This is a genomic window from Paraburkholderia sp. CI2 (assembly GCF_014201055.1).
In the GTDB taxonomy this organism is placed as follows: Bacteria; Pseudomonadota; Gammaproteobacteria; order Burkholderiales; family Burkholderiaceae; genus Paraburkholderia; species Paraburkholderia tuberum.
Map to the genome: position 1 here is coordinate 13,943 of NZ_JACHDL010000016.1, position 22,004 is coordinate 35,946.

20 protein-coding genes are annotated in these 22,004 nt (G+C 64.2%); 12 read left to right on the forward strand and 8 right to left on the reverse strand.

All coding sequences use genetic code 11. The features are described 5' to 3' along the window. Positions 1–45: 45 nt before the first annotated feature. A complete protein-coding gene (locus tag HDG32_RS21395) occupies positions 46–672 on the forward strand; it encodes a CYTH domain-containing protein (RefSeq protein WP_090802018.1) in 627 nt (208 codons plus the stop codon). 85 nt (positions 673–757) lie between these two features. Continuing rightward, complete coding sequence (locus HDG32_RS21400) at positions 758–1,573, forward strand: uracil-DNA glycosylase (RefSeq protein ID WP_184070528.1); 816 nt, start codon at positions 758–760, stop codon at positions 1,571–1,573. A 126-nt stretch (positions 1,574–1,699) separates the two neighbouring features. On the opposite strand, the gene HDG32_RS21405 is transcribed toward HDG32_RS21400, so the two are convergent. From HDG32_RS21405 to HDG32_RS21425, 5 genes are all read right to left on the reverse strand, one after another. Then, positions 1,700–2,296: an FMN-dependent NADH-azoreductase gene (locus tag HDG32_RS21405; RefSeq protein ID WP_018420121.1), complete on the reverse strand. Its 597-nt coding sequence runs from the start codon at positions 2,294–2,296 to the stop codon at positions 1,700–1,702. Positions 2,297–2,487: 191 nt separating this feature from the next. After that, on the reverse strand, positions 2,488–4,278 hold the full coding sequence (locus HDG32_RS21410; RefSeq protein WP_184070530.1) for a M61 family metallopeptidase: 1,791 nt from the start codon (positions 4,276–4,278) through the stop codon (positions 2,488–2,490). A gap of 135 nt (positions 4,279–4,413) precedes the next feature. After that, on the reverse strand, positions 4,414–5,139 hold the full coding sequence (locus tag HDG32_RS21415; protein WP_090802025.1) for a DsbC family protein: 726 nt from the start codon (positions 5,137–5,139) through the stop codon (positions 4,414–4,416). Between the two features lie 204 nt (positions 5,140–5,343). Further along, positions 5,344–6,516, reverse strand: coding sequence for a UbiH/UbiF family hydroxylase (locus tag HDG32_RS21420; RefSeq protein WP_184070532.1), 1,173 nt, complete (start codon positions 6,514–6,516; stop codon positions 5,344–5,346). Between the two features lie 236 nt (positions 6,517–6,752). Continuing rightward, positions 6,753–7,121 (reverse strand): hypothetical protein, encoded by a 369-nt coding sequence (locus HDG32_RS21425; RefSeq protein WP_260336551.1) that lies wholly within the window; start codon positions 7,119–7,121, stop codon positions 6,753–6,755. A gap of 268 nt (positions 7,122–7,389) precedes the next feature. Here HDG32_RS21425 and ychF point away from each other — a divergent pair, with 268 nt between their 5' ends. The 9 genes from ychF to HDG32_RS21470 all read left to right on the forward strand — a co-directional run bounded on the left by ychF (position 7,390) and on the right by HDG32_RS21470 (position 18,225). Next, positions 7,390–8,484: a redox-regulated ATPase YchF gene (gene ychF, locus HDG32_RS21430; protein ID WP_184009123.1), complete on the forward strand. Its 1,095-nt coding sequence runs from the start codon at positions 7,390–7,392 to the stop codon at positions 8,482–8,484. Between the two features lie 248 nt (positions 8,485–8,732). Next, positions 8,733–9,938, forward strand: a complete 1,206-nt coding sequence (locus HDG32_RS21435; RefSeq protein WP_184009125.1) for an AAA family ATPase — start codon at positions 8,733–8,735, stop codon at positions 9,936–9,938. A gap of 17 nt (positions 9,939–9,955) precedes the next feature. Continuing rightward, positions 9,956–10,528, forward strand: a complete 573-nt coding sequence (locus tag HDG32_RS21440; RefSeq protein ID WP_311540331.1) for a DUF4276 family protein — start codon at positions 9,956–9,958, stop codon at positions 10,526–10,528. Between the two features lie 254 nt (positions 10,529–10,782). After that, positions 10,783–12,108 (forward strand): sn-glycerol-3-phosphate ABC transporter substrate-binding protein UgpB, encoded by a 1,326-nt coding sequence (ugpB, locus tag HDG32_RS21445; RefSeq protein WP_184070536.1) that lies wholly within the window; start codon positions 10,783–10,785, stop codon positions 12,106–12,108. Positions 12,109–12,180: 72 nt separating this feature from the next. Then, the gene (ugpA, locus tag HDG32_RS21450; RefSeq protein ID WP_184070538.1) at positions 12,181–13,065 is read left to right on the forward strand and encodes a sn-glycerol-3-phosphate ABC transporter permease UgpA; all 885 of its coding nucleotides are present in this window, start codon (positions 12,181–12,183) and stop codon (positions 13,063–13,065) included. Continuing rightward, the gene (ugpE, locus tag HDG32_RS21455) at positions 13,062–13,907 is read left to right on the forward strand and encodes a sn-glycerol-3-phosphate ABC transporter permease UgpE (protein WP_184070540.1); all 846 of its coding nucleotides are present in this window, start codon (positions 13,062–13,064) and stop codon (positions 13,905–13,907) included. The genes ugpA and ugpE overlap by 4 nt, the downstream gene beginning before the upstream one ends. Before the next feature lie 51 nt (positions 13,908–13,958). Further along, positions 13,959–15,047: a sn-glycerol-3-phosphate import ATP-binding protein UgpC gene (locus HDG32_RS21460; RefSeq protein ID WP_184070542.1), complete on the forward strand. Its 1,089-nt coding sequence runs from the start codon at positions 13,959–13,961 to the stop codon at positions 15,045–15,047. A 232-nt stretch (positions 15,048–15,279) separates the two neighbouring features. After that, the gene (gene ettA / locus HDG32_RS21465) at positions 15,280–16,944 is read left to right on the forward strand and encodes an energy-dependent translational throttle protein EttA (protein ID WP_184052399.1); all 1,665 of its coding nucleotides are present in this window, start codon (positions 15,280–15,282) and stop codon (positions 16,942–16,944) included. A gap of 156 nt (positions 16,945–17,100) precedes the next feature. Continuing rightward, a complete protein-coding gene (locus HDG32_RS21470) occupies positions 17,101–18,225 on the forward strand; it encodes a DUF748 domain-containing protein (protein WP_184070545.1) in 1,125 nt (374 codons plus the stop codon). A gap of 14 nt (positions 18,226–18,239) precedes the next feature. On the opposite strand, the gene HDG32_RS21475 is transcribed toward HDG32_RS21470, so the two are convergent. From HDG32_RS21475 to HDG32_RS21485, 3 genes are read right to left on the reverse strand one after another with little or no spacing between them, the layout of a single operon-like run. Next, complete coding sequence (locus HDG32_RS21475) at positions 18,240–18,863, reverse strand: HAD family phosphatase (protein ID WP_184070547.1); 624 nt, start codon at positions 18,861–18,863, stop codon at positions 18,240–18,242. A 33-nt stretch (positions 18,864–18,896) separates the two neighbouring features. Beyond that, positions 18,897–20,711, reverse strand: a complete 1,815-nt coding sequence (locus HDG32_RS21480; protein WP_184070549.1) for an aminopeptidase P family protein — start codon at positions 20,709–20,711, stop codon at positions 18,897–18,899. An 18-nt stretch (positions 20,712–20,729) separates the two neighbouring features. Beyond that, complete coding sequence (locus HDG32_RS21485) at positions 20,730–21,008, reverse strand: hypothetical protein (protein ID WP_184009140.1); 279 nt, start codon at positions 21,006–21,008, stop codon at positions 20,730–20,732. Between the two features lie 229 nt (positions 21,009–21,237). On the opposite strand from HDG32_RS21485, the gene HDG32_RS21490 reads away from it, so the two are divergent. Beyond that, complete coding sequence (locus HDG32_RS21490) at positions 21,238–21,948, forward strand: response regulator transcription factor (RefSeq protein ID WP_184070551.1); 711 nt, start codon at positions 21,238–21,240, stop codon at positions 21,946–21,948. Positions 21,949–22,004: the final 56 nt, after the last annotated feature.

Consider the following 22,004-nt stretch of genomic DNA (forward strand, 5'->3'; position numbering starts at 1 on the left):
CGGCGTATCGGGCGCAGAGAAATCCACGCAACAAGGACACCCAGCATGGGCATGGAACGCGAAATCAAGCTGGCGCTGCCGGCTTCGCAGGTGCAGGCGGCGACGCAGTGGTTCGCCGCGCGCGCCGGCAAGAACGGACGCGCGATCAAGCTCGTGAACATTTACTTCGATACGCCGCAGTTGACGCTGGCGTCGTCAAAGAGCGCGCTGCGTCTACGGCAGACCCCGGACGGCTGGCTGCAGACCTTCAAGACGGTCGGCACGGCGACGAACGGCTTGCATAGCCGGCACGAATGGGAATTGCCGGTCGCGGGCGCGAAGCTCGAAATCGAATCGTTGCTGAGCGCTTGCGACGAACCCGCCGCCGCGGATGCACTGAAACAGGCCGCGCCTGCGCTGATCGAGCTGTTCCACACCAATTTCACGCGCACGCTATGGCTGCTCGACTCCGACGGCGCTCAGATCGAGGCGGCGATCGATCAGGGCGACGTGCTTGCCGAAGTCGACGATGAAGCGCGCCGCGCGCCGATCTCGGAGATCGAGCTCGAACTGAAATCGGGCGACGAAGCGGCGCTTCACACGCTCGCCGCCGAACTCGGCAAACGGATTGCCGGCCTCGCGCCGGATGACATCAGCAAGGCGCAGCGCGGGTATCGGTTGCGCGCCAGGTGAGCGCGTTGCCCGAAACCCGCGGCACCTCATGCGCTCGCTTGCCGCAACTTGAGCTAGTCCGCGTTTGCTGCGACACTTCCCCGCCATGACCTCCGCTTCCCGCACCCGCTCCAGTTTGCCGCAGGCATCGCTGTTCGACGATGTCGCCCCCGCCGCAGCCTCCGCCGACCCCAGCGCCGCCCCGCCCACGCTTGAAGCACAATTCGCCGCGCTACCCGCGGCCTGGCGCACGCATCTGAAGCCCTTCATCGACAGCGACACCTACGCGCCGCTGTGCCGCTTCGTCGACGGTGAGCGTGCCGCCGGCAAAACGATCTATCCGGCCGACGTGTTCCGCGCGCTCCGCCTGACGAGCCCCGACGAAGTGAAAGTCGTAATCCTCGGCCAGGATCCGTACCACGGCGAAGACCGCGGCACGCCGCAGGCGCACGGTCTCGCGTTTTCGGTCGCGCCGCACGTGCGGCCGCCACCGTCGCTGCGCAACATCTTCAAGGAAATCGCCGCGAGTCTCGGTCACCAGACGCCGCAGCACGGTTGCCTCGACAGCTGGGCCAAACAGGGCGTGCTGCTGCTGAACACGGTGCTGACCGTCGAGCGCGACAGCGCCGCGAGCCACGCGAAACGCGGCTGGGAGAAATGTACCGACACGCTGATCCACGAACTCGCGACGCGGCATCAGAACCTCGTCTTCATGCTGTGGGGCGCGCATGCGCAGGCGAAGCGCGCGCTACTCGGCGGCAAGTCGCACTATGTGCTGGAGGCGCCGCATCCGTCGCCGCTGTCCGCGCATCGCGGCTTTCTCGGTTGCGGGCATTTCGCGAAGGCGAACGAGTATCTGTTGCAGCACGGCCGGGAGCCGATCGACTGGCGTCTACCGGACGACGCGCAAATGCTTGCGTGAGAGCGTCGTCGTCAGAAGATTGCGATACACAACGAAAACGCCACGGAGGATGAACCCATCCGTGGCGTTATTCTTTTCACCGCTCGCGCCGCATCGAAGCTGCGCAATGCGGCAGGACAAACCCGCTTAGACCGCGGCGATCGCTTCGCGTGCCGAGCTCAGCGCGGCGTTCGCGGCGTCCGGGCCCAGGTTCAGGCCTTCGGCGTAGATGAAGTTCACGTCGGTCATGCCGAGGAAGCCGAGGAAGCTCTTCAGATACGGCGTCTGGCTATCGTTCGGCGTGCCGAGATACTTGCCGCCGCGCGCCGACACGACGTGGACCTTCTTGCCCGTCACGAGGCCTTCCGGGCCGTTCGCGGTGTAACGGAACGTGATGCCCGCACGTGCGATGAAGTCGAAGTACGTCTTCAGTTGCGACGAGATGCCGAAGTTGTACATCGGCGCACCGATCACGATGACGTCGGCGGCTTGCAGTTCGGCGATCAGCGCTTCGCTGCGTGCGGCGATCGCGGCCTGTTCCGGGGTGCGCTGGTCGGCCGGCGTGAAGAACGCGCCGAGCACGGCGTCGTCGAGGTGCGGCAGCGGTTCGGCTTGCAGGTTACGGACGACGACTTGCGCGCCCGGATTCGACTGTTGCAGCTTTTCCGTCAGCTCGTTGACGAGAAGCGTCGAGTTCGCGCCTTGCGAACGGGCTGCCGAGTTGATTTGCAGGATCGTGGTCATGGTTGACTCCAGTAGGGGCGCGCAGTGTTGCGCGAGTGAAGTCATTGTGTTTTTTTACCGGCCGGCGAAAAAGCCGTCCGGCGGCGAAGGATTGTTGCATGGATAGAACAATCAACCGTCCTCCTCCACCGATTGACGACGGGACAGGCGACGATCGGTGGACCGCCCGGTGCGGCCCACCACCACGCCGATCACTTCGTCAGCCAGCGCTCAAGGGCTTTGCGCGCGGCGGGACGGTGATCGCTGACCGTGAGCTTGTAGCGGGCCACTTCGGGGCCGTCGAGCTTCACCTGCGTGACGCGCAGCTCGTCGCGACGGAACGCGTGCACCTCGACCTTCGCACCCGGCTGATAGCGCGTCAGCAGAGCATCGATATTCCCGCCGGTCACGCGCAGACCATCGATCGCGATCAGCACGTCGCCAGCGGAGAGGCCCGCCTTCTGCGCGGCGCTGCCCTCGTGCACGGTCGCGAGCGCGCAATCCGCGCCGCCGCGTAGCCGCACGCCGAGCGACGGCTTGCCGTTTTTGTCGACGTCCGGCGCGAGCGCCACGCCGAAAGGCGCGAGCAGCGCGTCGAGCGGCAGATCGCGCGTGCCGCGCACGCCCTCGGCGAACAGTTCGGCCAGTTGCGCGCCGCTCGCTTCCGCGAAAATCGCCTCGATCTCGCTTTCGTCGACACCGACCGGCTTGCCTCGATAAAAGTCACGGCCGAAGCGCGTCCACAGCAGACGCATCACGTCGTCGAGCGATTTCTGGTTGCCGGTCTGCGCGCGGATCGTCAGGTCGAAGGCGAGCGCGATCAGCGAGCCCTTCGTGTAATAGCTGACGATCGCGTTCGGCGCGTTCTCGTCCTGCCGGTAGTACTTGACCCACGCATCGAACGAGCTTTCGGCGACGCTCTGCTTGAGGCGCCCGCTGCCGCGCTGCACCCCGCCGATCACCTTGCCGAGCAGGCCGAAATAGTCGTCCTGCAAGATCACCCCGCTGCGTACGAGAATCAGGTCGTCGTAATACGACGTGAAGCCCTCGAACAGCCACAGCATCGACGTGTAGTTTTCGACGCCGAGGTCATACGGCGCGAACACGGCCGGCTTGATCCGCTTCACATTCCACGTGTGGAAATACTCGTGGCTACACAGACCGAGATAGGTCCGGTAGCCCTCGCTCATCGGCTCGCGGCCCTGCACCGGCAGATCGGTGCGATTGCAGATCAGCGCGGTCGACGCGCGATGCTCGAGCCCGCCGTAACCGTCGGTGACAGCCTGCGTCATGAACACGTAGCGCTCGACCGGCGCCTTCTTCGACTTCGGTTCGAACATCGCGATCTGCGCTTCGCAGATGCGCTTCAGGTCCTTGCACAGACGCTCCATGTCGAGCCCGATCACGCGACCGCCGATCACGACGTCGTGCGGCACGCCGTGCGCCTTGAACGTCGCGAGCGCGAATTCCCCGAGCGTCACAGGATGGTCGATCAGTTCGTCGTAGTTCTGCGCGCGGTATTCGCCGAAGCCGTAGCGCTTCGTGCCGCGCGCTTCCGGCAGCGCGGTCGCGACGCGCCAGCCGCGATACGCGGCGCCCTGCGGCTTCTGGATATCGACCACGCACTGCGCGTCCTCATGGCCGAGCGGCGACAGGAACACGCTGGTGCCGTTGAAAAAGCCGATCGTGTCGTCCAGATGCGCGGCGCGCACCGACAGGTCCCATGCGTACACCTCGTAGCGCAGCGTCAAGGCTCCCTTGACCGGCGCGGCCTGCCACGTGTGCTTGTCGATCTTCTCGACGCGCACCTTGCGGCCCGCGTCGTTCACCGCGCGCAGCGTGACGATGTTGCGCGCGAACTCGCGCACCATGTAGCTGCCCGGAATCCACACCGGCAGCATGAAACGCTGGCCGGCCGGATCGGGATCGGCGACGGTCACGGTGACTTCGAACAGGTGGGCGGCGGGGTTACCCGGAACGATGGTGTAGCGGATCGGCTTCATCGGCGGCGCTTGGGAGTGTCAGGAGAGTGAGGCGGGAAGTTCGGGGCTCGATGCGAAAGGAGGCGCTGCGTGCGCCTCCTTTCGTTTGAACTTTGCATCTGTTGCGCCCGCGGCGGGCGTGGCGCTGCGCGCTGTTCAGTGCACGGCCGACAGTTCCTTGTCGAGCCGATCTGCCGGCACCGCGCCGGGCAGGCGGCGACCGTCGGCGAGAAACACCGTCGGCGTGCCTTCGACGTTCATCGAACGGCCGAGCGCGAGGTTCTTGTCGATCGCGGCGGTGTCGCAGGTGGCGGCGGCGGTCGGCGCCTGACGGTCCTGCATCCACGATTCCCACGCCTTCGCGCGATCGGCCGAGCACCAGATCGACTTCGACTTGGCCGTCGAATCGGGCGACAGCACCGGGTACAGGAACGTGTAGACCGTCACGTTGTCGATCGACAGCAGCGTTTTTTCGAGCTGCTTGCAGTACGGGCAGTTCGGATCGGAGAACACCGCGATCTTGCGCGCGCCGTTGCCGCGCACGACCTTCACCGCGTTGCCGAACGGCAGGCTCGCGAAGTCGATGCGGTTGGTTTCCGACAGGCGTGCCTCGGTCAGATTCTTGCGCGTCTTCGAGTCGACCATATCGCCGAGCATCAGGTAGTCGCCGCTCGCATCGCTGTAGACGATCTGCGTGCCGAGATTCACTTCGTACAGGCCCGCGATCGGCGTCTTCGACACGCTTTTGATCGTCACGTCGGAAAGACGGGTTTGCAAGGTGGCCTTGAGCTTGTCGGTGGTCTGGTCGGCCTGCGCCGAGCAGCCGAGCATAGCGGCACCGATCGCGAGCGCGGCGGCGGCGATGCGGAAGGTCTTTTTCATGCTGGAGTCCTGGAGTCAGTCGCGCACCTGCGCGTTTTTTACGTTCCGGCCGCGAGTTTCGGCCGCCTATCTGTTCAATCAGGCTCGATCAGGTTCGATCGGGGGTCGATAAGGGGCGGATCGCAGCGCTTCGATCCGGTCATGATACCTGTCCCGGGCGCCGGTGACCGGCCATCGGCTATCCGCCCGACGCCTCGTTGCGGTTTACCCCAGCGCGGCCGACACGAGCCAGCGCTTGATGAATGGCTGCGCGCCGACGAACGCCATGCCGGTATTGCGCACGGCGCGCGCGAGCGGACCGGGCACCGAGAACAGTTTCTGCAGACCGTCGGTGGCGATCATCAGCGCGCGAATGTCTTCGCGGCGCGCGCGTTCGTAGCGACGCAGCAGCACCATGTCGCCGAGATCGCGGAACGACTCCTTGCCGCCGATCGTGCTCGCGAGCGCGGCGACGTCGCGCAAGCCGAGGTTCATGCCCTGTCCTGCCAACGGATGGATCAGATGTGCGGCATCGCCGACCAGCGCGACCCGCGGGGCGACGAGCCGGTCCACGGTCTGCAACGCGAGCGGGAAGCCCTGCGCGGGCGTCACGCAGTCGAGCGCACCGAACTGTTCACCGCTCAGGTGCTCGACTTCGGCGGCGAGCCGCTCGGGATCGAGCGCGAGCAACTGCTCGGCGTGTTCGGTGCGCGCCGACCAGACCAGCGACACGTGGCCGTCCGGCATCGGCAGCAACGCGATGATCTCGCCGTCGCGGAACCACTGATACGCGGTTTCGCCGTGCGGCTTCGCAGCCTTGAAATTGGCGACCACACCGATCTGTCTGTAGTCGCGGCGCACCATCTTGGAGCCGATCTGCGCGCGCACCCACGAGTGCGCGCCGTCCGCGCCGACTACGAGATCCGCTTCGAGCACGCTGCCGTTCGCGAGGCCGACGCTCGCGTTGTCGACGGAGAAATCGAGCGCCTGCGCGCGCGCGTCGAACCACGTGAGATTCGGCTGGAAGCGCAGCGCGGCATCGAGCGCGCGCTCGATCACCGACGACTCGACGATCCACGCAAGCTGCGGTACCGATGCCTGAAACGCCGAGAAATGCAGCTCGGCGTGCGCGTCGCCGTAGACGCGCATATCGTAGACGGGACCGAGCCGTGTGTGATCGAGCGCCTGCCAGACCCGCAGCCGCTCGAGCAAGGCCTGCGAACTCGACGACAACGCATAGACGCGCGAGTCGAAGACAGCACCGGCGGGCAGCGCCGCGCAAGGCTGCGCGAGCAGTGCGACGCGCAGTCCGGCTTGCGTGAGCGCGAGCGCCGCGGTCTTGCCGACGAGCCCGCCGCCGATCACGGCGGCATCAAAGGTCTGGTGGTGTGCGTTCATGCGCGCATTATAGCCGCGGGGGTTGCGGGGGACGGATCGACGGGCGCGGCCGTTGGGCGCTGTGCGCGGGGCCTCGCGGGCTCGTGCCGGACATGGTGTCTGGGGTCAGAGCCTGAGGTTGTCGGCGGGACTGTGCGAGTCTGATGCCGACCGCTCGCGCAACCCGCACTTCATGCGTTGGCGGCCACGCGCATTTGAGTCCCGGGCCGGTGGCCGCGCGGCCTCGATGCGTCGTGTTAATGCGTCGCGGCGCTTGCCGCGAGCGCCGCGTTCGCCTCGCGCATGCGCAAGAAGTCGCGATTGGACGAGAGGTTGCGCCACGCGGCCGCTTCGAGCTCCGCCTTGCGATCGCGCTGATCGCTGCGTACCGCGCAGTCGGGGAACACGCGGTCGAACACGCGCCATAGCGAGTCGTAGTCGTTCTTATCGGCGAACCGCGCGATGTCGGCGTGATCTTCGTGCGACAGGTGGGTCGTCAAACAATCGATGGTCTGCCGGTCCGTGGTGGCCTGCGCTTCGTCGAAATTCGGCGCGACCCATGTCGCGACCGAGCCCACCACGACCGCGGCGACCACGCCGATCCCAACCCATCTGATGATTCCCACGCTGCTCCCCCGGAAATTGAGCTCTGCGGGCTCTGAACTGACGATTCTACAGTGGCTTCGCGCCAATGCGCCGGCGGGTCCGCGCGGGCGAACGGGTTACAATTGCGCTTTCCGTGAAAACTCGCACTCAATCGTCGAGCCAACGCCCCGATTCGGTGTCTTGTCCGCTCCGCTGAGCCTGCCGCGCCCCACCTTGCGCGAAGGCTTTCCGAATCCGCGCGCAGCGTCGAGCGCATCACGCAACCTACTGATTCACTGAAGGATTTCCATGAGCCTCAAATGCGGCATCGTCGGCCTGCCCAACGTCGGCAAGTCCACCCTGTTCAACGCGCTGACCAAGGCGGGAATCGCCGCCGAAAACTATCCGTTCTGCACGATCGAGCCGAACGTCGGCATCGTCGAGGTGCCGGACGCGCGGCTGAAGGCGCTCGCCGAAATCGTCAAGCCGGAGCGCATCCTGCCGGCCGTGGTCGAGTTCGTCGACATCGCCGGTCTGGTGGCCGGCGCGAGCAAGGGCGAAGGCCTCGGCAACCAGTTCCTCGCGAACATCCGCGAAACCGACGCGATCACGCACGTCGTACGCTGCTTCGAAGACGACAACGTGATTCACGTCGCGAACAAGATCGATCCGTTGTCGGACATCGAGGTGATCAACACCGAGCTCGCGCTTGCCGACCTCGCCACCGTCGAGAAGGCGCTCGCGCGCTATTCCAAGGCGGCCAAGTCGGGTAACGACAAGGAAGCCGCGAAGAACGCGGCGGTGCTGGAGAAGGTCCGCGCGCAGCTCGACCAGGCGAAGCCGGTCCGCGCGCTCGATCTGACCGATGAAGAAAAGGCTACCCTCAAGCCGTTCTGCCTGATCACCGCCAAGCCCACGATGTACGTCGCCAACGTGAAGGAAAACGGCTTCGAGAACAACCCGCACCTCGACGCGATCACGAAGTTCGCGGCTGCTGAAGGCGCGCCGGTCGTGGCCGTGTGCGCGGCGGTCGAAGCGGAAATCGCCGACCTCGACGAAGCCGACATGGAAGTCTTCCTCGCCGACATGGGCATGCATGAGCCGGGCTTGAACCGCGTGATCCGCGCGGGCTTCAAGCTGCTCGGCCTGCAGACCTACTTCACGGCCGGCGTGAAGGAAGTGCGCGCGTGGACGATCCACGTCGGCGACACGGCGCCGAAGGCGGCCGGCGCGATCCACACCGACTTCGAGCGCGGCTTCATTCGCGCGCAGACGATCAGCTTCGACGACTACATCACCTACAAGGGTGAACAAGGCGCGAAGGAAGCCGGCAAGATGCGCGCGGAAGGCAAGGAGTACGTCGTGCATGATGGCGACGTGATGAACTTTTTGTTCAACGTCTAAAGCCGACTACTGCTTCCAACAGAGCACGAGTGCGTTGAATGGAAGGCCAACTACCCGGATTTCAAATAGGTAGCCTTCTGAATGAGATTCGCCGCGGCTTTCTATTGTTCGCGCAGTCCTAGCAATGCAGAGGGAAGCCTCGAGGTAATCAATCACCTGAGGGGTAAGGTAATAATGGTGTCAAAAGTACAGTAACCCATTCAGACCGGTTGGCTCGTTGAAGCGATTGTCCGGACAGTGAGGCTTTCATGTCGCATACCGTTTTTATCCAGCGCGTAGTGCTGCGCAACTACAAGAGCATCGGTCACTGTGACGTCCGCTTGCAGCCCCTGACATATCTTGTCGGGCAGAACGGTGCTGGCAAAAGCAATTTTTTAGATGCCTTGCACTTCGTTCGCGATGCTTTGGCAGGTTCCTTGGACAACGCGATTAATGAACGAGGTGGGTTGAATGAAGTGCGGCGACGTTCGAGTGGACATCCAACGCATTTCGGCATCCGGATCGAGTTTCGACTCAAGGATGGTCGCTACGGATGGTATGCCTTCGACATCGGTGCCATGGCCAGCGGAGGCTATGAAGTACAACACGAAAAATGTGTGATCGATGGCATCGGCAAGGGACCTTTCTTCCGCATAGAGAAAGGCCGCTTACTCGACAGTAGCGAAACTGCCTTTCCTGCCATTACCGCTGACCGGTTGGCTCTCGTGGCGGCATCAGGCTTCACGGCATTCAGGCCCGTGTTCGATGCATTAACTGCGATGGGGTTTTATAACCTAAACCCCAAATTGATGCGTGAGCTTCAAAAGCCGCAGGATGGCCGTTTGCTTAAGCCCGTGGGCGAAAATATCGCTAGCGTCATCGGTCATCTCGAGCGCGTGGCACCGGATCGCGTGGAGGCCATCAAAGAATACCTCCAGTCAGTCGTGCCCATGGTGCATGGCGTGGAGCGCAAGGCCATCGGTCCAATGGAGACGCTCGAGTTTCGACAGGATATGGCAGGAGCCAAGTATCCGTGGAAATTTCTGGCTCAGAACATGTCCGACGGCACCTTGCGTGCGCTCGGTGTGTTGACAGCGCTACTCCAAACCAATGTTGATTACGCGCCCACTTTGATCGGCATTGAAGAGCCGGAAACGGCGCTGCACCCGGCAGCGAGCGCGGCCTTAAGAGAGGTTTTAGTTCAGTCGGCCAAGCACACACAAGTGCTTGTGACTAGCCATAGCCCTGATCTGCTAGATGACCGTGGTATCGACGTAGACGCCATCCTAGCCGTCGTCTCTGAGGGAGGGGAAACACAGATTGCTCCGTTGGACCAAGCTTCCCGTCAAGTGTTGCGTGATCATCTGTTTTCCGCCGGAGAACTATTACGAATGAACCAGTTGGCGCCTGACCGCCAAATCATCAAGCAGCAAAGCGAAGTCCAGTTCGATTTGTTCAGCGAGGTGCGGTCGTGATTCCCATCGCGTCGATTGTGGAGGGTGATGGGGAAGTCTCGGCATTGCCGATACTCTTGCGAAGGATGGCTGCCCAATGGTCTCCTGACACGGTGATAAACCCTCTACAGCCTATTCGGGTACGGCGAGACAAGTTTTTGAACAAAGAAGAGGAATTCCGCAGGCAATTGCTCCTGGCGGCTGCCAAGACTGGCGAGGATGGATGGATCTTGATCGTACTAGATGCGGATGACGATTGCCCGGCAAGACTCGGACAGAAGATATTCGAGCGTGCACGACAATACGTGCCACATCGGCGGTTATCGGTTGTCCTGGCGAATCGAGAGTTCGAGGCTTGGTTCATTGCGGCGGCGCCGTCCCTTGACGGAGCGCGTGGCTTTTCTATTGCACCCTCTGAATTACTAGATGCAGAGACTCCGCGTAATGCCAAAGGATGGATGAGAGAGCATATGCAAAGTGGCACGTACAGCGAAATACTCGATCAACCTGCATTCACCGCAAGGATGGATCTGCAACAAGCATTGGACAACAGCCGCTCGTTTCGCAAGTTGCACAGGGAATGGCAGACCCATGTCTCTCAGCGTCCTTGAACCGAAAATTCAAACCGAAACACACCTTGGCTTGGCGCTCAATATCGTCCCCTTGAGCCTCCAACGCTGTCCGGTCACCTCGAATTTTCGCCTCCCGTTTATTTCTTTCCCCTGACAGCCAATGCTAAATTTCGGCTTCCGGCGCGCCGCCACCCTTGGTCCGCGCCGCCCGGCATCCGCCGCCGGAATGTCATCGAACACAACTAGAATCGCGCGATTCGCGTCCGCGCCCCTTCCGAACCGGAGACAAATCGATGAATTACAAGCCGCTGTTCCGTTCACTTTCCGTCGCCGCTGTATTGAGCATCGGCGTCAGCCAGGCGGCTCACGCCGCGACCGAAATTCAGTTCTGGCACGCCATGGAAGCCGCACTGGGTGAACGTCTGAACGACATCGCGAACGACTTCAACAAATCGCAAAACGACTACAAGATCGTGCCCGTGTTCAAGGGCACCTACGACCAGACCCTCGCCGCCGGCATCGCCGCCTATCGCAGCGGCAATGCGCCGGCCATCCTGCAGGTCTACGAGGTCGGCACCGCGACGATGATGCAGGCGAAGAAAGCCATCGTCCCGGTCACGCAGGTATTCAAGGACGCGGGCCTGCCGCTCGATCAGAAAGCCTTCGTGCCGACCATCGCGAGCTATTACAGCGACTCGAAAACCGGCGAACTGATCTCGATGCCGTTCAACAGCTCGACGCCGGTGCTGTACTACAACAAGGATGCGTTCAAGAAGGCTGGCCTCGATCCCAACCAGCCGCCGAAGACCTGGGCCGAGTTGCACGCCGATGCGCAGAAGCTGAAGGCCTCAGGCATGTCGTGCGGCTACTCGTCGGGCTGGCAAAGCTGGATTCAGCTCGAGAACTACAGCGCGTGGCATGCGGCGCCGTTCGCGTCGCGTAACAACGGCTTCGACGGCATGGACGCGCAGCTCGAATTCAACAAGCCGCTGCAGGTCGCGCACATCCAGTTCCTGCAGAACATGGCGAAGGACGGCACGTTCACTTACGTCGGCCGCAAGGACGAACCGGTGTCGAAGTTCTATAGCGGCGACTGCGGCATCGTCACGAACTCGTCAGGCTCGCTCGCGACGATCAAGAAATACGCGAAGTTCAACTTCGGCACCGGCATGATGCCGTACGACGACAGCGTGAAGGGCGCGCCGCAGAACGCGATCATCGGCGGGGCGAGCCTGTGGGTGCTGTCGGGCAAGGACCCGGCCGTCTACAAGGGCGTCGCGAAGTTCCTCGCCTATCTGGCCACGGCGCCAGTCGCCGCGAAGTGGCATCAGGACACCGGCTATCTGCCGATCACGACCGCCGCGTATGACCTGACGCGCCAGCAGGGCTTCTACGACAAGAACCCCGGCAGCGACACCGCGATCCGCCAGATGCTGAACAAGCCGCCGCTGCCGTTCACGAAGGGCCTGCGTCTGGGCAACATGCCGCAGATCCGCACCGTGATCGACGAAGAACTCGAGCAGGTGTGGGCGGACAGGAAGACGCCGCAACAGGCGCTCGACTCGTCCGTCGCGCGCGGCGACGACCTGCTGCGCCGCTTCGAAAAGGCCGGTAACTAAGCATCGCCTGCAGGCAGGGTTCCGGCGCTCCCGCGCGGGAACCCGTCGTTGCAGCACACTCTGGACATCCCGATGGAAAAGCGCTCCTACTTCGGCACCAGCGCGCTGCCCTACCTGCTCGTCGCGCCGCAGCTGCTCATCACGCTCGTGTTCTTCCTCTGGCCGGCGGGCGTCGCGCTCTGGCAATCGACGCAAACCCAAGACGCGTTCGGTACGTCGAGCGAGTTCGTCGGACTCGCGAACTTCAAACAGCTGTTCGCCGACCCGCTGTATCTGGCGTCGTTCAACACGACGATCGTGTTCTGCACGCTCGTCACCGTGTCGGGCCTCGTGGTCTCGCTGCTGCTCGCGGTCTGCGCGGACCGCGTGACGCGCGGCGCGAAGGCCTATCAAACGCTGCTGATCTGGCCGTACGCGGTCGCGCCCGCGATCGCCGCGGTGCTGTGGTCGTTCCTGTTCAACCCGAGCATCGGCCTCGTCACGTATGCGCTCGCGAAACACGGCATCGTGTGGAATCACGCGCTGAACCCCGGTCAGGCGATGTTCCTCGTCGTGCTCGCGTCAGTCTGGCAGCAGATCAGCTATAACTTCCTGTTCTTCTATGCGGGCCTGCAGGCGATTCCGCGCTCGCTGATCGAAGCGGCCGCGATCGACGGCGCCGGTCCGGTGCGCCGCTTCTTCGGCATCGCCCTGCCGCTGCTGTCGCCGACCACGTTCTTTCTGCTGGTGATCAACATCACCTACGCGTTCTTCGACACCTTTCCCGTGATCGACGCGGCGACCGGCGGCGGCCCAGGCCAGGCCACCCGCACGCTGATCTACAAGATTTTCGCCGAAGGCTTCCAGGGGCTCGACATCGGCAGTTCGGGCGCGCAGTCGGTCGTCCTGATGATCATCGTCGTGGCACTGACCGTCGTGCAATTCCGCTTCATCGAACGCAGGGTTCAATACTCATGATCGAGAACCGACGCGGTTTCGACCTGTTCTGTCACGCGGTGCTGATCATCGGCGTCGCGCTGGTGGTGTTTCCGGTGTACGTCGCGTTCTGCGCGGCGACGATGAGCGAGCACGAGGTGTTCACGGTGCCGCTGTCGCTCGTGCCGAGCACGCATCTGTTCGAGAACATCGTCACGATCTGGACGCAGGGCACCGGCAACGCCGCGGCGCCGTTCAATCGCATGCTGTTCAACAGCCTCGTGATGGCGCTCGTCATCGCGATCGGCAAGATCGCCGTGTCGATGATCTCCGCGTACGCGATCGTCTACTTCCGCTTTCCGTTTCGCACGCTTGCGTTCTGGCTGATCTTCATCACGCTGATGCTGCCGGTCGAAGTGCGGATTTTCCCGACCGTGCAGGTGGTGTCGTCGATGCATCTGAGCAATACGTACACCGGTTTGACGCTGCCTCTGATCGCGTCGGCGACCGCGACGTTCCTGTTCCGCCAGTTCTTCAAGACGCTGCCGGACGAGCTGATGGAAGCCGCGCGCATCGACGGCGCGGGCGCGCTGCGCTTCTTCTGGGACGTCGTGCTGCCGCTGTCGCGGACCACGATGGCGGCGCTCTTCGTGATCACGTTCATCTACGGCTGGAACCAGTATCTGTGGCCGATCCTGATCACCAGCCAGCAGTCGCTGATCACCGCGGTGATCGGCATCAAGGGAATGATCGCCTCGGGCGATACCGCGACCGAATGGCATCTGGTGATGACGGCCACGCTGCTCGCGATGCTGCCGCCGCTCGCCGTCGTGCTGACGATGCAGCGCTGGTTCGTGCGCGGCCTCGTGGATTCGGAAAAATGATCCGGTATGGCGGACAGCGACAAGCACTCAAAAACAAAAGGCTAGAACGGCATGGCTGCACTGACTCTGCAAAGCGTTAAGAAAACCTACGACGGCAAACAGTTCGTGTTGCACGGCATCGACGTCGACGTCGCCGACGGCGAATTCGTCGTCATGGTCGGCCCGTCCGGCTGCGGCAAATCGACCTTGCTGCGGATGGTCGCCGGGCTCGAGCGCATCTCCGACGGCAGCATTTCGATCGCCGGCAAGGTCGTCAACGAGCTGGAGCCGAAGGATCGCAACATCGCGATGGTGTTCCAGAACTACGCGCTCTATCCGCATATGAGCGTGGCCGAGAACATGGGTTACGCGCTGAAGATCGCGGGCGTCGATCGTGCGCAGATCGCGAAACGCGTCGAAGCCGCCGCGCAGATTCTCGAGCTCGGCGCGCTGCTGCAGCGCAAGCCGCGCGAGTTGTCGGGCGGACAGCGGCAGCGCGTCGCGATGGGCCGCGCGATCGTGCGCGAGCCGGCGGTGTTTCTGTTCGACGAGCCGCTGTCGAATCTCGACGCGCGTCTGCGCGTGCAAATGCGCCTCGAAATCCAGCGTCTGCATGCGCGCCTCAAGACCACGAGCCTGTACGTCACGCACGATCAGATCGAAGCGATGACCCTGGCGCAGCGCGTGATCGTGATGAACCAGGGCCACGCCGAGCAGATCGGCGCGCCGACCGAAGTCTACGAGCGGCCGGCCACGCTGTTCGTCGCGAGTTTCATCGGCTCGCCGGGGATGAACCTGCTCGAAGGCCGTGTCGCGGACGACGGCTCGACCTTCGACGTCGCCGGCAACGGCCCGAAGCTGCCGCTCGCGGGCGTGCCGTCGATCGGCCGCGAAGTCGCGACAGGCCGCGAGTGGACGCTCGGCATTCGCCCCGAGCATCTGAGCCCGGGCACGGCCAACGCACCGTTCGCGACACTGAGCGTCGATTCTTGCGAAATTCTCGGCGCGGACAATCTCGCGCACGGCCGCTGGGGCAAGCACGATGTGACCGCGCGGCTGCCTCACGCGCATCGTCCCGCGGCCGGCGAGGCGCTGCAGGTCGTGCTGCCCGCGCAGCATCTGCACTTCTTCGATCCGGCGACTGGACGGCGCGCGAACTGAGACGCCCGCGGAGCGCCGCGACGGCGGCCCGCCGCCGGAGCCCCCCTGCCGCCCGGCCCTCGCCGCGAAGTACAATGCCACCTGAACCACATGCCGCGCGCGGCAGCGTCGTCGAATCCGACGCCGCGCCGGCCGGCGCCGGGTGTTCCGCCCGGCCCTCACACCGATTACCCATTCACCCCCGACTGCCCGCCCGCACGCGGCCGGCGTCGTCAACGTCCACTGCAAGCAAATGGCCCAATACGTTTTCACCATGAACCGGGTCGGCAAAATCGTGCCGCCCAAGCGCCAGATCCTGAAAGACATTTCGCTATCGTTCTTCCCCGGTGCGAAGATCGGCCTGCTCGGCCTGAACGGCTCGGGCAAGTCGACCCTGATCCGCATCATGGCCGGTGTGGACACGGAGATCGAAGGCGAAGCGACACCGATGCCGAACCTGAACATCGGCTATCTGCCGCAGGAGCCGCAACTCGATCCGCAGAAAACCGTGCGTGAAGCGGTCGAGGAAGGACTCGGCGACGTGTTCAACGCGCAGAAGAAGCTCGACGAAGTCTACGCGGCCTACGCGGAGCCGGACGCCGACTTCGACGCACTGGCCGCCGAGCAGGCGAAGTACGAAGCGATCCTCGCAACGACCGACGGCAGCGCCGAGCAGCAGATCGAAATCGCCGCCGACGCACTGCGCCTGCCGGCATGGGACGCGAAGATCGAGCATCTGTCGGGGGGCGAAAAGCGCCGCGTCGCGCTGTGCAAGCTGCTGCTGCAAAAGCCCGACATGCTGCTGCTCGACGAGCCGACCAACCACCTCGACGCGGAATCGGTCGAATGGCTCGAGCAGTTCCTGACGCGCTTCCCGGGCACCGTGGTCGCCGTCACGCACGATCGCTACTTCCTCGACAACGCCGCCGAGTGGATTCTCGAACTCGACCGCGGTCACGGCATTCCGTGGAAGGGCAACTACAGCAGCTGGCTCGATCAGAAGGAAGAGCGTCTGAAGCAGGAAGAAGCGTCGGAGTCCGCGCGCCAGAAGGCGATCAAGAAGGAACTCGAGTGGGTGCGCCAGAACCCGAAGGGCCGCCAGGCGAAGTCGAAGGCGCGTATCGCGCGCTTCGAGGAACTGAACAGCCAGGACTACCAGAAGCGCAACGAAACGCAGGAAATCTTCATTCCGGTCGGCGACCGCCTCGGCAATGAAGTGATCGAGTTCAAGAACGTCAGCAAGTCGTACGGCGACCGGCTGCTGCTCGATAACGTCAGCTTCAAGATCCCGGCCGGCGCGATCGTCGGCATCATCGGTCCGAACGGCGCCGGCAAATCGACGCTGTTCCGTATGCTGACCGGCCGCGAGCAACCCGATTCGGGCGAAATCGTGCAGGGTCCGACCGTCAAGCTCGCGTACGTGGACCAGAGCCGCGAAGCGCTCGCAGGCACCAAGACCGTGTTCGAGGAAATCTCCGGCGGCGCGGACGTGCTGACGGTCGGCAAGTACGAAACGCCGTCGCGCGCGTATATCGGCCGCTTCAATTTCAAGGGCGGCGACCAGCAGAAGATCGTCGGCAATCTGTCCGGCGGCGAGCGCGGTCGTCTGCATCTGGCGAAGACGCTGATCGCGGGCGGCAACGTACTGCTGCTCGACGAACCGTCGAACGACCTCGACGTCGAAACGCTGCGCGCGCTCGAAGACGCGCTGCTCGAATTCGCGGGCTCGGTGCTCGTGATTTCGCACGATCGCTGGTTCCTCGATCGCATCGCGACGCATATCCTCGCGTTCGAAGGCGACTCGCAAGTCACGTTCTTCGACGGCAACTACCAGGAATACGAAGCGGACAAGCGCGCGCGTCTCGGCGAGGAAGGCGCGCGGCCGAAGCGCCTGCGCTACAAGCCGATCTCGCGTTAGGAAGCGGGCGGACGACGGCCCGTCCGGCGCGATGCCGGACGGGCCGCGGGGCATGCGCGTTGCTAACCATCGCTAGATGGAGGCGCGCGTGAAAGTCTCGCGCACGCGACAGACGGTCAACACAGCGCCGCGCGACGCGGCGACGAGGAGACAGGCATGGCGATGTCGAAGGGCAGGCGCTGGATCGTCATCGTGGGGGCAACGCTTTTGGCGTTGGTTCTGATCGCGATCGGCGCGATGCGATTCGCGCAACAGGAAGTCAAGAATCGCGTCAGCGCGGCGCTCGGGCCGCTCGGCAGCGCCGACAGTATCGACGTCGGCCTCACCTCGGTACGCCTCACCCACGTCGTGCTAAAAGCGCCGCCTGGCTGGCCAGCGGGTGAACCGCTACGCGCCGACGAAATCACGATCACCCCCGACGTGCGCGATCTGATCGCGCGGCGCATGCATATCCGCGAGGTCGTCGTGCGCGGCTTCGACATGGCCGTGTTACGCACGAAGGACGGCTCGCTGAATCTGCTGCCGAACCTGCGCGAATCGCTGAACCGCGGCGATCAGCCGGGCAACGCCGGCACGGCGCCGCCGATCCCGCGCGAAAAGCTGGTCGACCATGTCCGCTTCGAACACGGCAACTTCCATTTCTACGACATGACTGTCGGGCCGCCGCCGTTCAAGGTCACGGTCAGCGACGCGAACGCGAGCGTCGACCATCTGCATCTGCCGGCGCTTACCGAACCGACCCATGTCAGCGTTCGCGGCTCGATGAAGGGGCCGGCGCATACGGGCACCGTGACGTTCGACGGCTGGATCAAAATCGCCAGCCGCGATTCGCAGACGACGAGCACGCTGCACGGCGTCGATATTGCGATGCTCGATCAGTATCTGCTGAAGAAGGCCGGCACGCGCGCACAGGTGACGGGCGGCACCGTCGATCTGACGATCGAATCGACGGTGCGGAACTATCATCTCCATGCGCCCGGCACGATGACAGTCCACAATCTGCAGCTCGCCGAATCCGACAATCCGCTCGAGACGTTCATGTCGATTCCGACCCGCGCCGCCGTCGCGGCGCTGAAGACGCATAACGGCAATATCACGCTGCATTTCGTGCTCGACGGCGATCTGCGCGATCCGAAGTTCTCGGTGCGCGAAGGGATCCTCACGCGCATCGGCGCCGGGTTTGCGCAGGCGCTCGGGGTCAGCGTCGAGGGCGTCGCGAAGGGTGCGGGCGAGACCGTCAAGGGTCTCGGCAATGCGCTGAAGAATCTGCTGGGGCAGTAGCGGCGGCGGTCAGCTCAAACCGGCAAGCCCAACTCGCGCAGCTCGGCTTCCGTTTGCGCGGCGCTCGTGTGATGCACGCCGTGCCAGCCGAGCGCCGTCGCGGCTTCGGCGTTCTTCGCGTTGTCGTCGATGAAGACGAGTTCGGCCGGCTCGACACCGGGCATTTGCAGTTCGATGCGCCGGCGCATCTCCGCGAAGATCGCCGGGTCGGGCTTCACGAGTTTCACGCGCCCCGACACGACGACGTCGCGAAACCGCCGCAGCACCGGATAGTGCTCCCACGCGTACGGAAACGTCTCGGCCGACCAGTTGGTCAGCCCGAAGAGCGGCACCTCGGCCGCTTCGAGCTTTTCCATCAGCGCGATGCCGTCGTCGAGCACCCCCGCCACCATCTGGTGCCAGCGCTCATAGAACGCGCGGATCAGCGGTTCGTGATCGGGAAACCGCGCGATCAGCTCGTCGGTGGCTTCGACGATCGGCTGACCGCCATCCTGGCGGATCACCCAGTCCATCGAGCAGACGTGCGTGAGGAACCAGCGGCGCTCGACTTCGTCGGGAATCAGCTCGCGGTACAGGTACTCGGGACTCCAGTCGATCAGCACACCGCCGAAATCGAACACCACTGCCTTGATCGCCATGCACCACGCTCCTTTGGAAGGTCGTCGCTATGCTCAGATGGGTTGCGTGCGCAGTTCCAGCCACGCTTTCGCGTCGCCCGATACATGCGGCGCGAGGCGCACGCGCACCGTCTCGTGATACGCGTTGAGCCACGCGCGCTCGTCGTCGCGCAGCAACGACCACTCGATGCAGCGCGCGTCGATCGGGCACAGCGTCAGCGTTTCGAACTTCAGGAAGTCGCCGAATTCGGTTTTTTCCGCCGCCACGTTCAGCACGAGGTTTTCGATTCGCACGCCCCACTTGCCCGGCCGATACAGACCCGGCTCGTTCGACGTGATCATGCCCTCCTCCATCGCGGTCCACGGCTCGGCCGGTGCGTAGTGCGAGATCACCTGCGGGCCTTCGTGCACGTTCAGGAAGTAGCCGACCCCGTGACCGGTGCCGTGGCCATAGTCGGCGCCGGCCTGCCAGATCGGTGCGCGCGCGATCGCGTCGAGCATCGGCGAGCGGATGCCGCGCGGGAATTGCGCGCGTGACAGCGCGATCATGCCTTTCAGCACGACGGTGAAATCGCGGCGCTGTTCGCTGCTCGGCGTGCCGACCGGGACGACGCGTGTGATGTCGGTCGTGCCGCTCAGATACTGGCCGCCCGAATCGATCAGCAGCAGGCCGTTGCCTTCGATCACCGCATGCGACTCCTCGGTCGCGCGATAGTGCGGCATCGCGCCGTTCGCATTGAAGCCCGCGATCGTCGCGAAGCTCAGCGACACGAAACCGGGACGGCGCGCGCGAGCTGCCGTCAGACGCTCGTCGATCGTCAGCTCGGTGATGCGCTCGCGGCCGAGCGCGCTTTCGAACCACGCGAAGAATTCGGCGAGCGCGGCGCCGTCCTGCTCCATCGTCTCACGCACGTGCGCGGCATCGGCGGCGGTCTTGCACGACTTCAGGAAAGTGGACGGATTGACCGCCTCGACCACCTTGACCGACGACGGCACCGCCTGCAGCGAGCCGTACGTGATGCGGCGCGGATCGATCAGCAGCGTGCTGCCGGCTGGCAGCGCGACAAGCGCGTCGGCGGTTTTCGCGTACGGCTCGACGCCGATGCCGTCGCGCGCGAGCACTTCGGCGAGCGCCGTCGACACCTTGCCGTCGGCGATAAATAGCGACACCCGCTCCACGCCGATCAGCGCGTGCGCGACGAACACCGGGTTGTAGCTGACGTCGGCGCCGCGCAGATTCAGCAGCCAGGCGAGGTCGTCGAGCGTCGAGATGAAGTGCCACTGCGCGCCTTTCTCGACCATCGCGCGACGCACCTGCGCAAGCTTGTCCGCCCGTGTGACGCCCGCTTGCGGCGCGGCGTGCTCGAAGACGGCGTCGGCGGGCAGCGCCGGGCGCTGCGCCCAGATCGCGTCGAACAGGTCGAGGTCGGTGCGCAATTGCACGCCGCGCGCGTTCAGTGCGGCGCTCAACGCGCGCGCGGCCGCGACACCCAGCACCGCGCCGTCCACACCGACCGTGCCGCCGCTCGCGACGTTCTGCGCGAGCCATTCGAAATGCGGCGTCGTGAGCTGGCCGCCGGTCATCTTCATCAGCTCGACACCGCTGCCGGCGAGCTGCGCACTCGCCTGCTCCCAGTAGCGGCTGTCGGTCCAGACGCCGGCGAAATCGGCGGTGACGATCAGCGTGCCGGCCGAGCCGGTGAAGCCCGACAGCCACTGGCGGCCTTGCCAGCGCCCTGGCAGATACTCGGACAGATGCGGATCCGCCGACGGCACGAGGTAAGCGGCAATGCCTTCGCGCGCCATCGCGGCGCGCAGGCTCGCGAGGCGCTCGGGAATGGAGGAGGTTTCGGGAAGTCGGGCGTTCATGGAGTTACCTGCAAGGATTCATCGACGGATTGACCGGCGCGTTGATTGACGCGACAAAAGGCCGACCGTCACGGCGACGGCGATGAGCGCGACGGCGGTGCATACCGGCCATTCGAGCATGTCGCCGTCATGGAAGAGACTTGTCACATTGCCGGCCATCCGCGCGACGCTCGTGCCGAGCACACCGGCCAACAGGGCGGCCCACCAGCGGGCGCGGCTCGCGCGGCGCTGCGGATGCAACCACCAGCCCGCGAGGCCGATCACCGCGCCGAGTACGAGAATGCCTGGCCAACCCATCAGGCGTCGACTCCAGACTGGGCGCTCAAACACGGCAAGATCAATTTCGGATTCGTCTCATAGGCGAAAGGAGCCGCCAACGCTAGCATTTTTGCCTCCTCAACTATACAAGTTCAGCACGGCGCTTTCCGCATAGCGGTTGAGTTTAGGGATCGGGGTGTGCTTAGGCAAGTTGTAAGTCTGACGAAAACCCCTCATGCTTCGCCCGTTGCCAGGCTGACGCAGCGCCATGCGCATCGCCCTTATCGAACCCGACGTGCAACACGCCAAACTGGTTGACCGGCTCATTTTCGCCGGCGGCCACGCGTGCCAGCACTTCACCACTAGCGCCACGTTCCTGCAGCGCGCTACCGACGAATTTTTCGACCTGTTGATCACCGAAAGTTGGGCCGGCGACCATTGCGCCGAAGACGTGATCCCGCGCGCGCGCTCCATTCTGCCGGGCCTGCCCATCATGATGCTGCTGAGCGCACCGCGCGAATGCCAGATCGTCGCCGCGCTGCATGCCGGCGCCGACGACTGTCTCAGCAAGCCAGTGCGCGGCCCCGAAATGCTCGCGCGTGTCGAGGCGCTGCAGCGCCGTGCGGGCCTGCGGCGGCCGCCCAACCGTCGACGCGACGTGATCGGCGGCTATACGTTCGACGCGGCGAATTTGGCCGTGACATTCCGCGACCTGACCGTGATCCTGACGCCGAAGGAATTCCGCCTCGCGCTGGTGCTGTTCAACAATCTCGCGCGGCCGGTGTCGCGCGCGCATATTCTCGAAACCGTGTGGGCCCGCCGTCGCGACGTAAAGTCGCGCACCATCGACACCCACGCGTCGCGCGTGCGCAGCAAGTTGCAACTGCGCCCGGAGCTTGGCTACACGCTGACGCCGGTCTATGGTTACGGTTACCAGCTCGACGCGATCCCGCCGGAGAGCCTGACAGGCGCGAACTGACGCATGCGGGATATATGGCGGGCAGAATGTGAGTATCGTGGAAACGCTATAATATA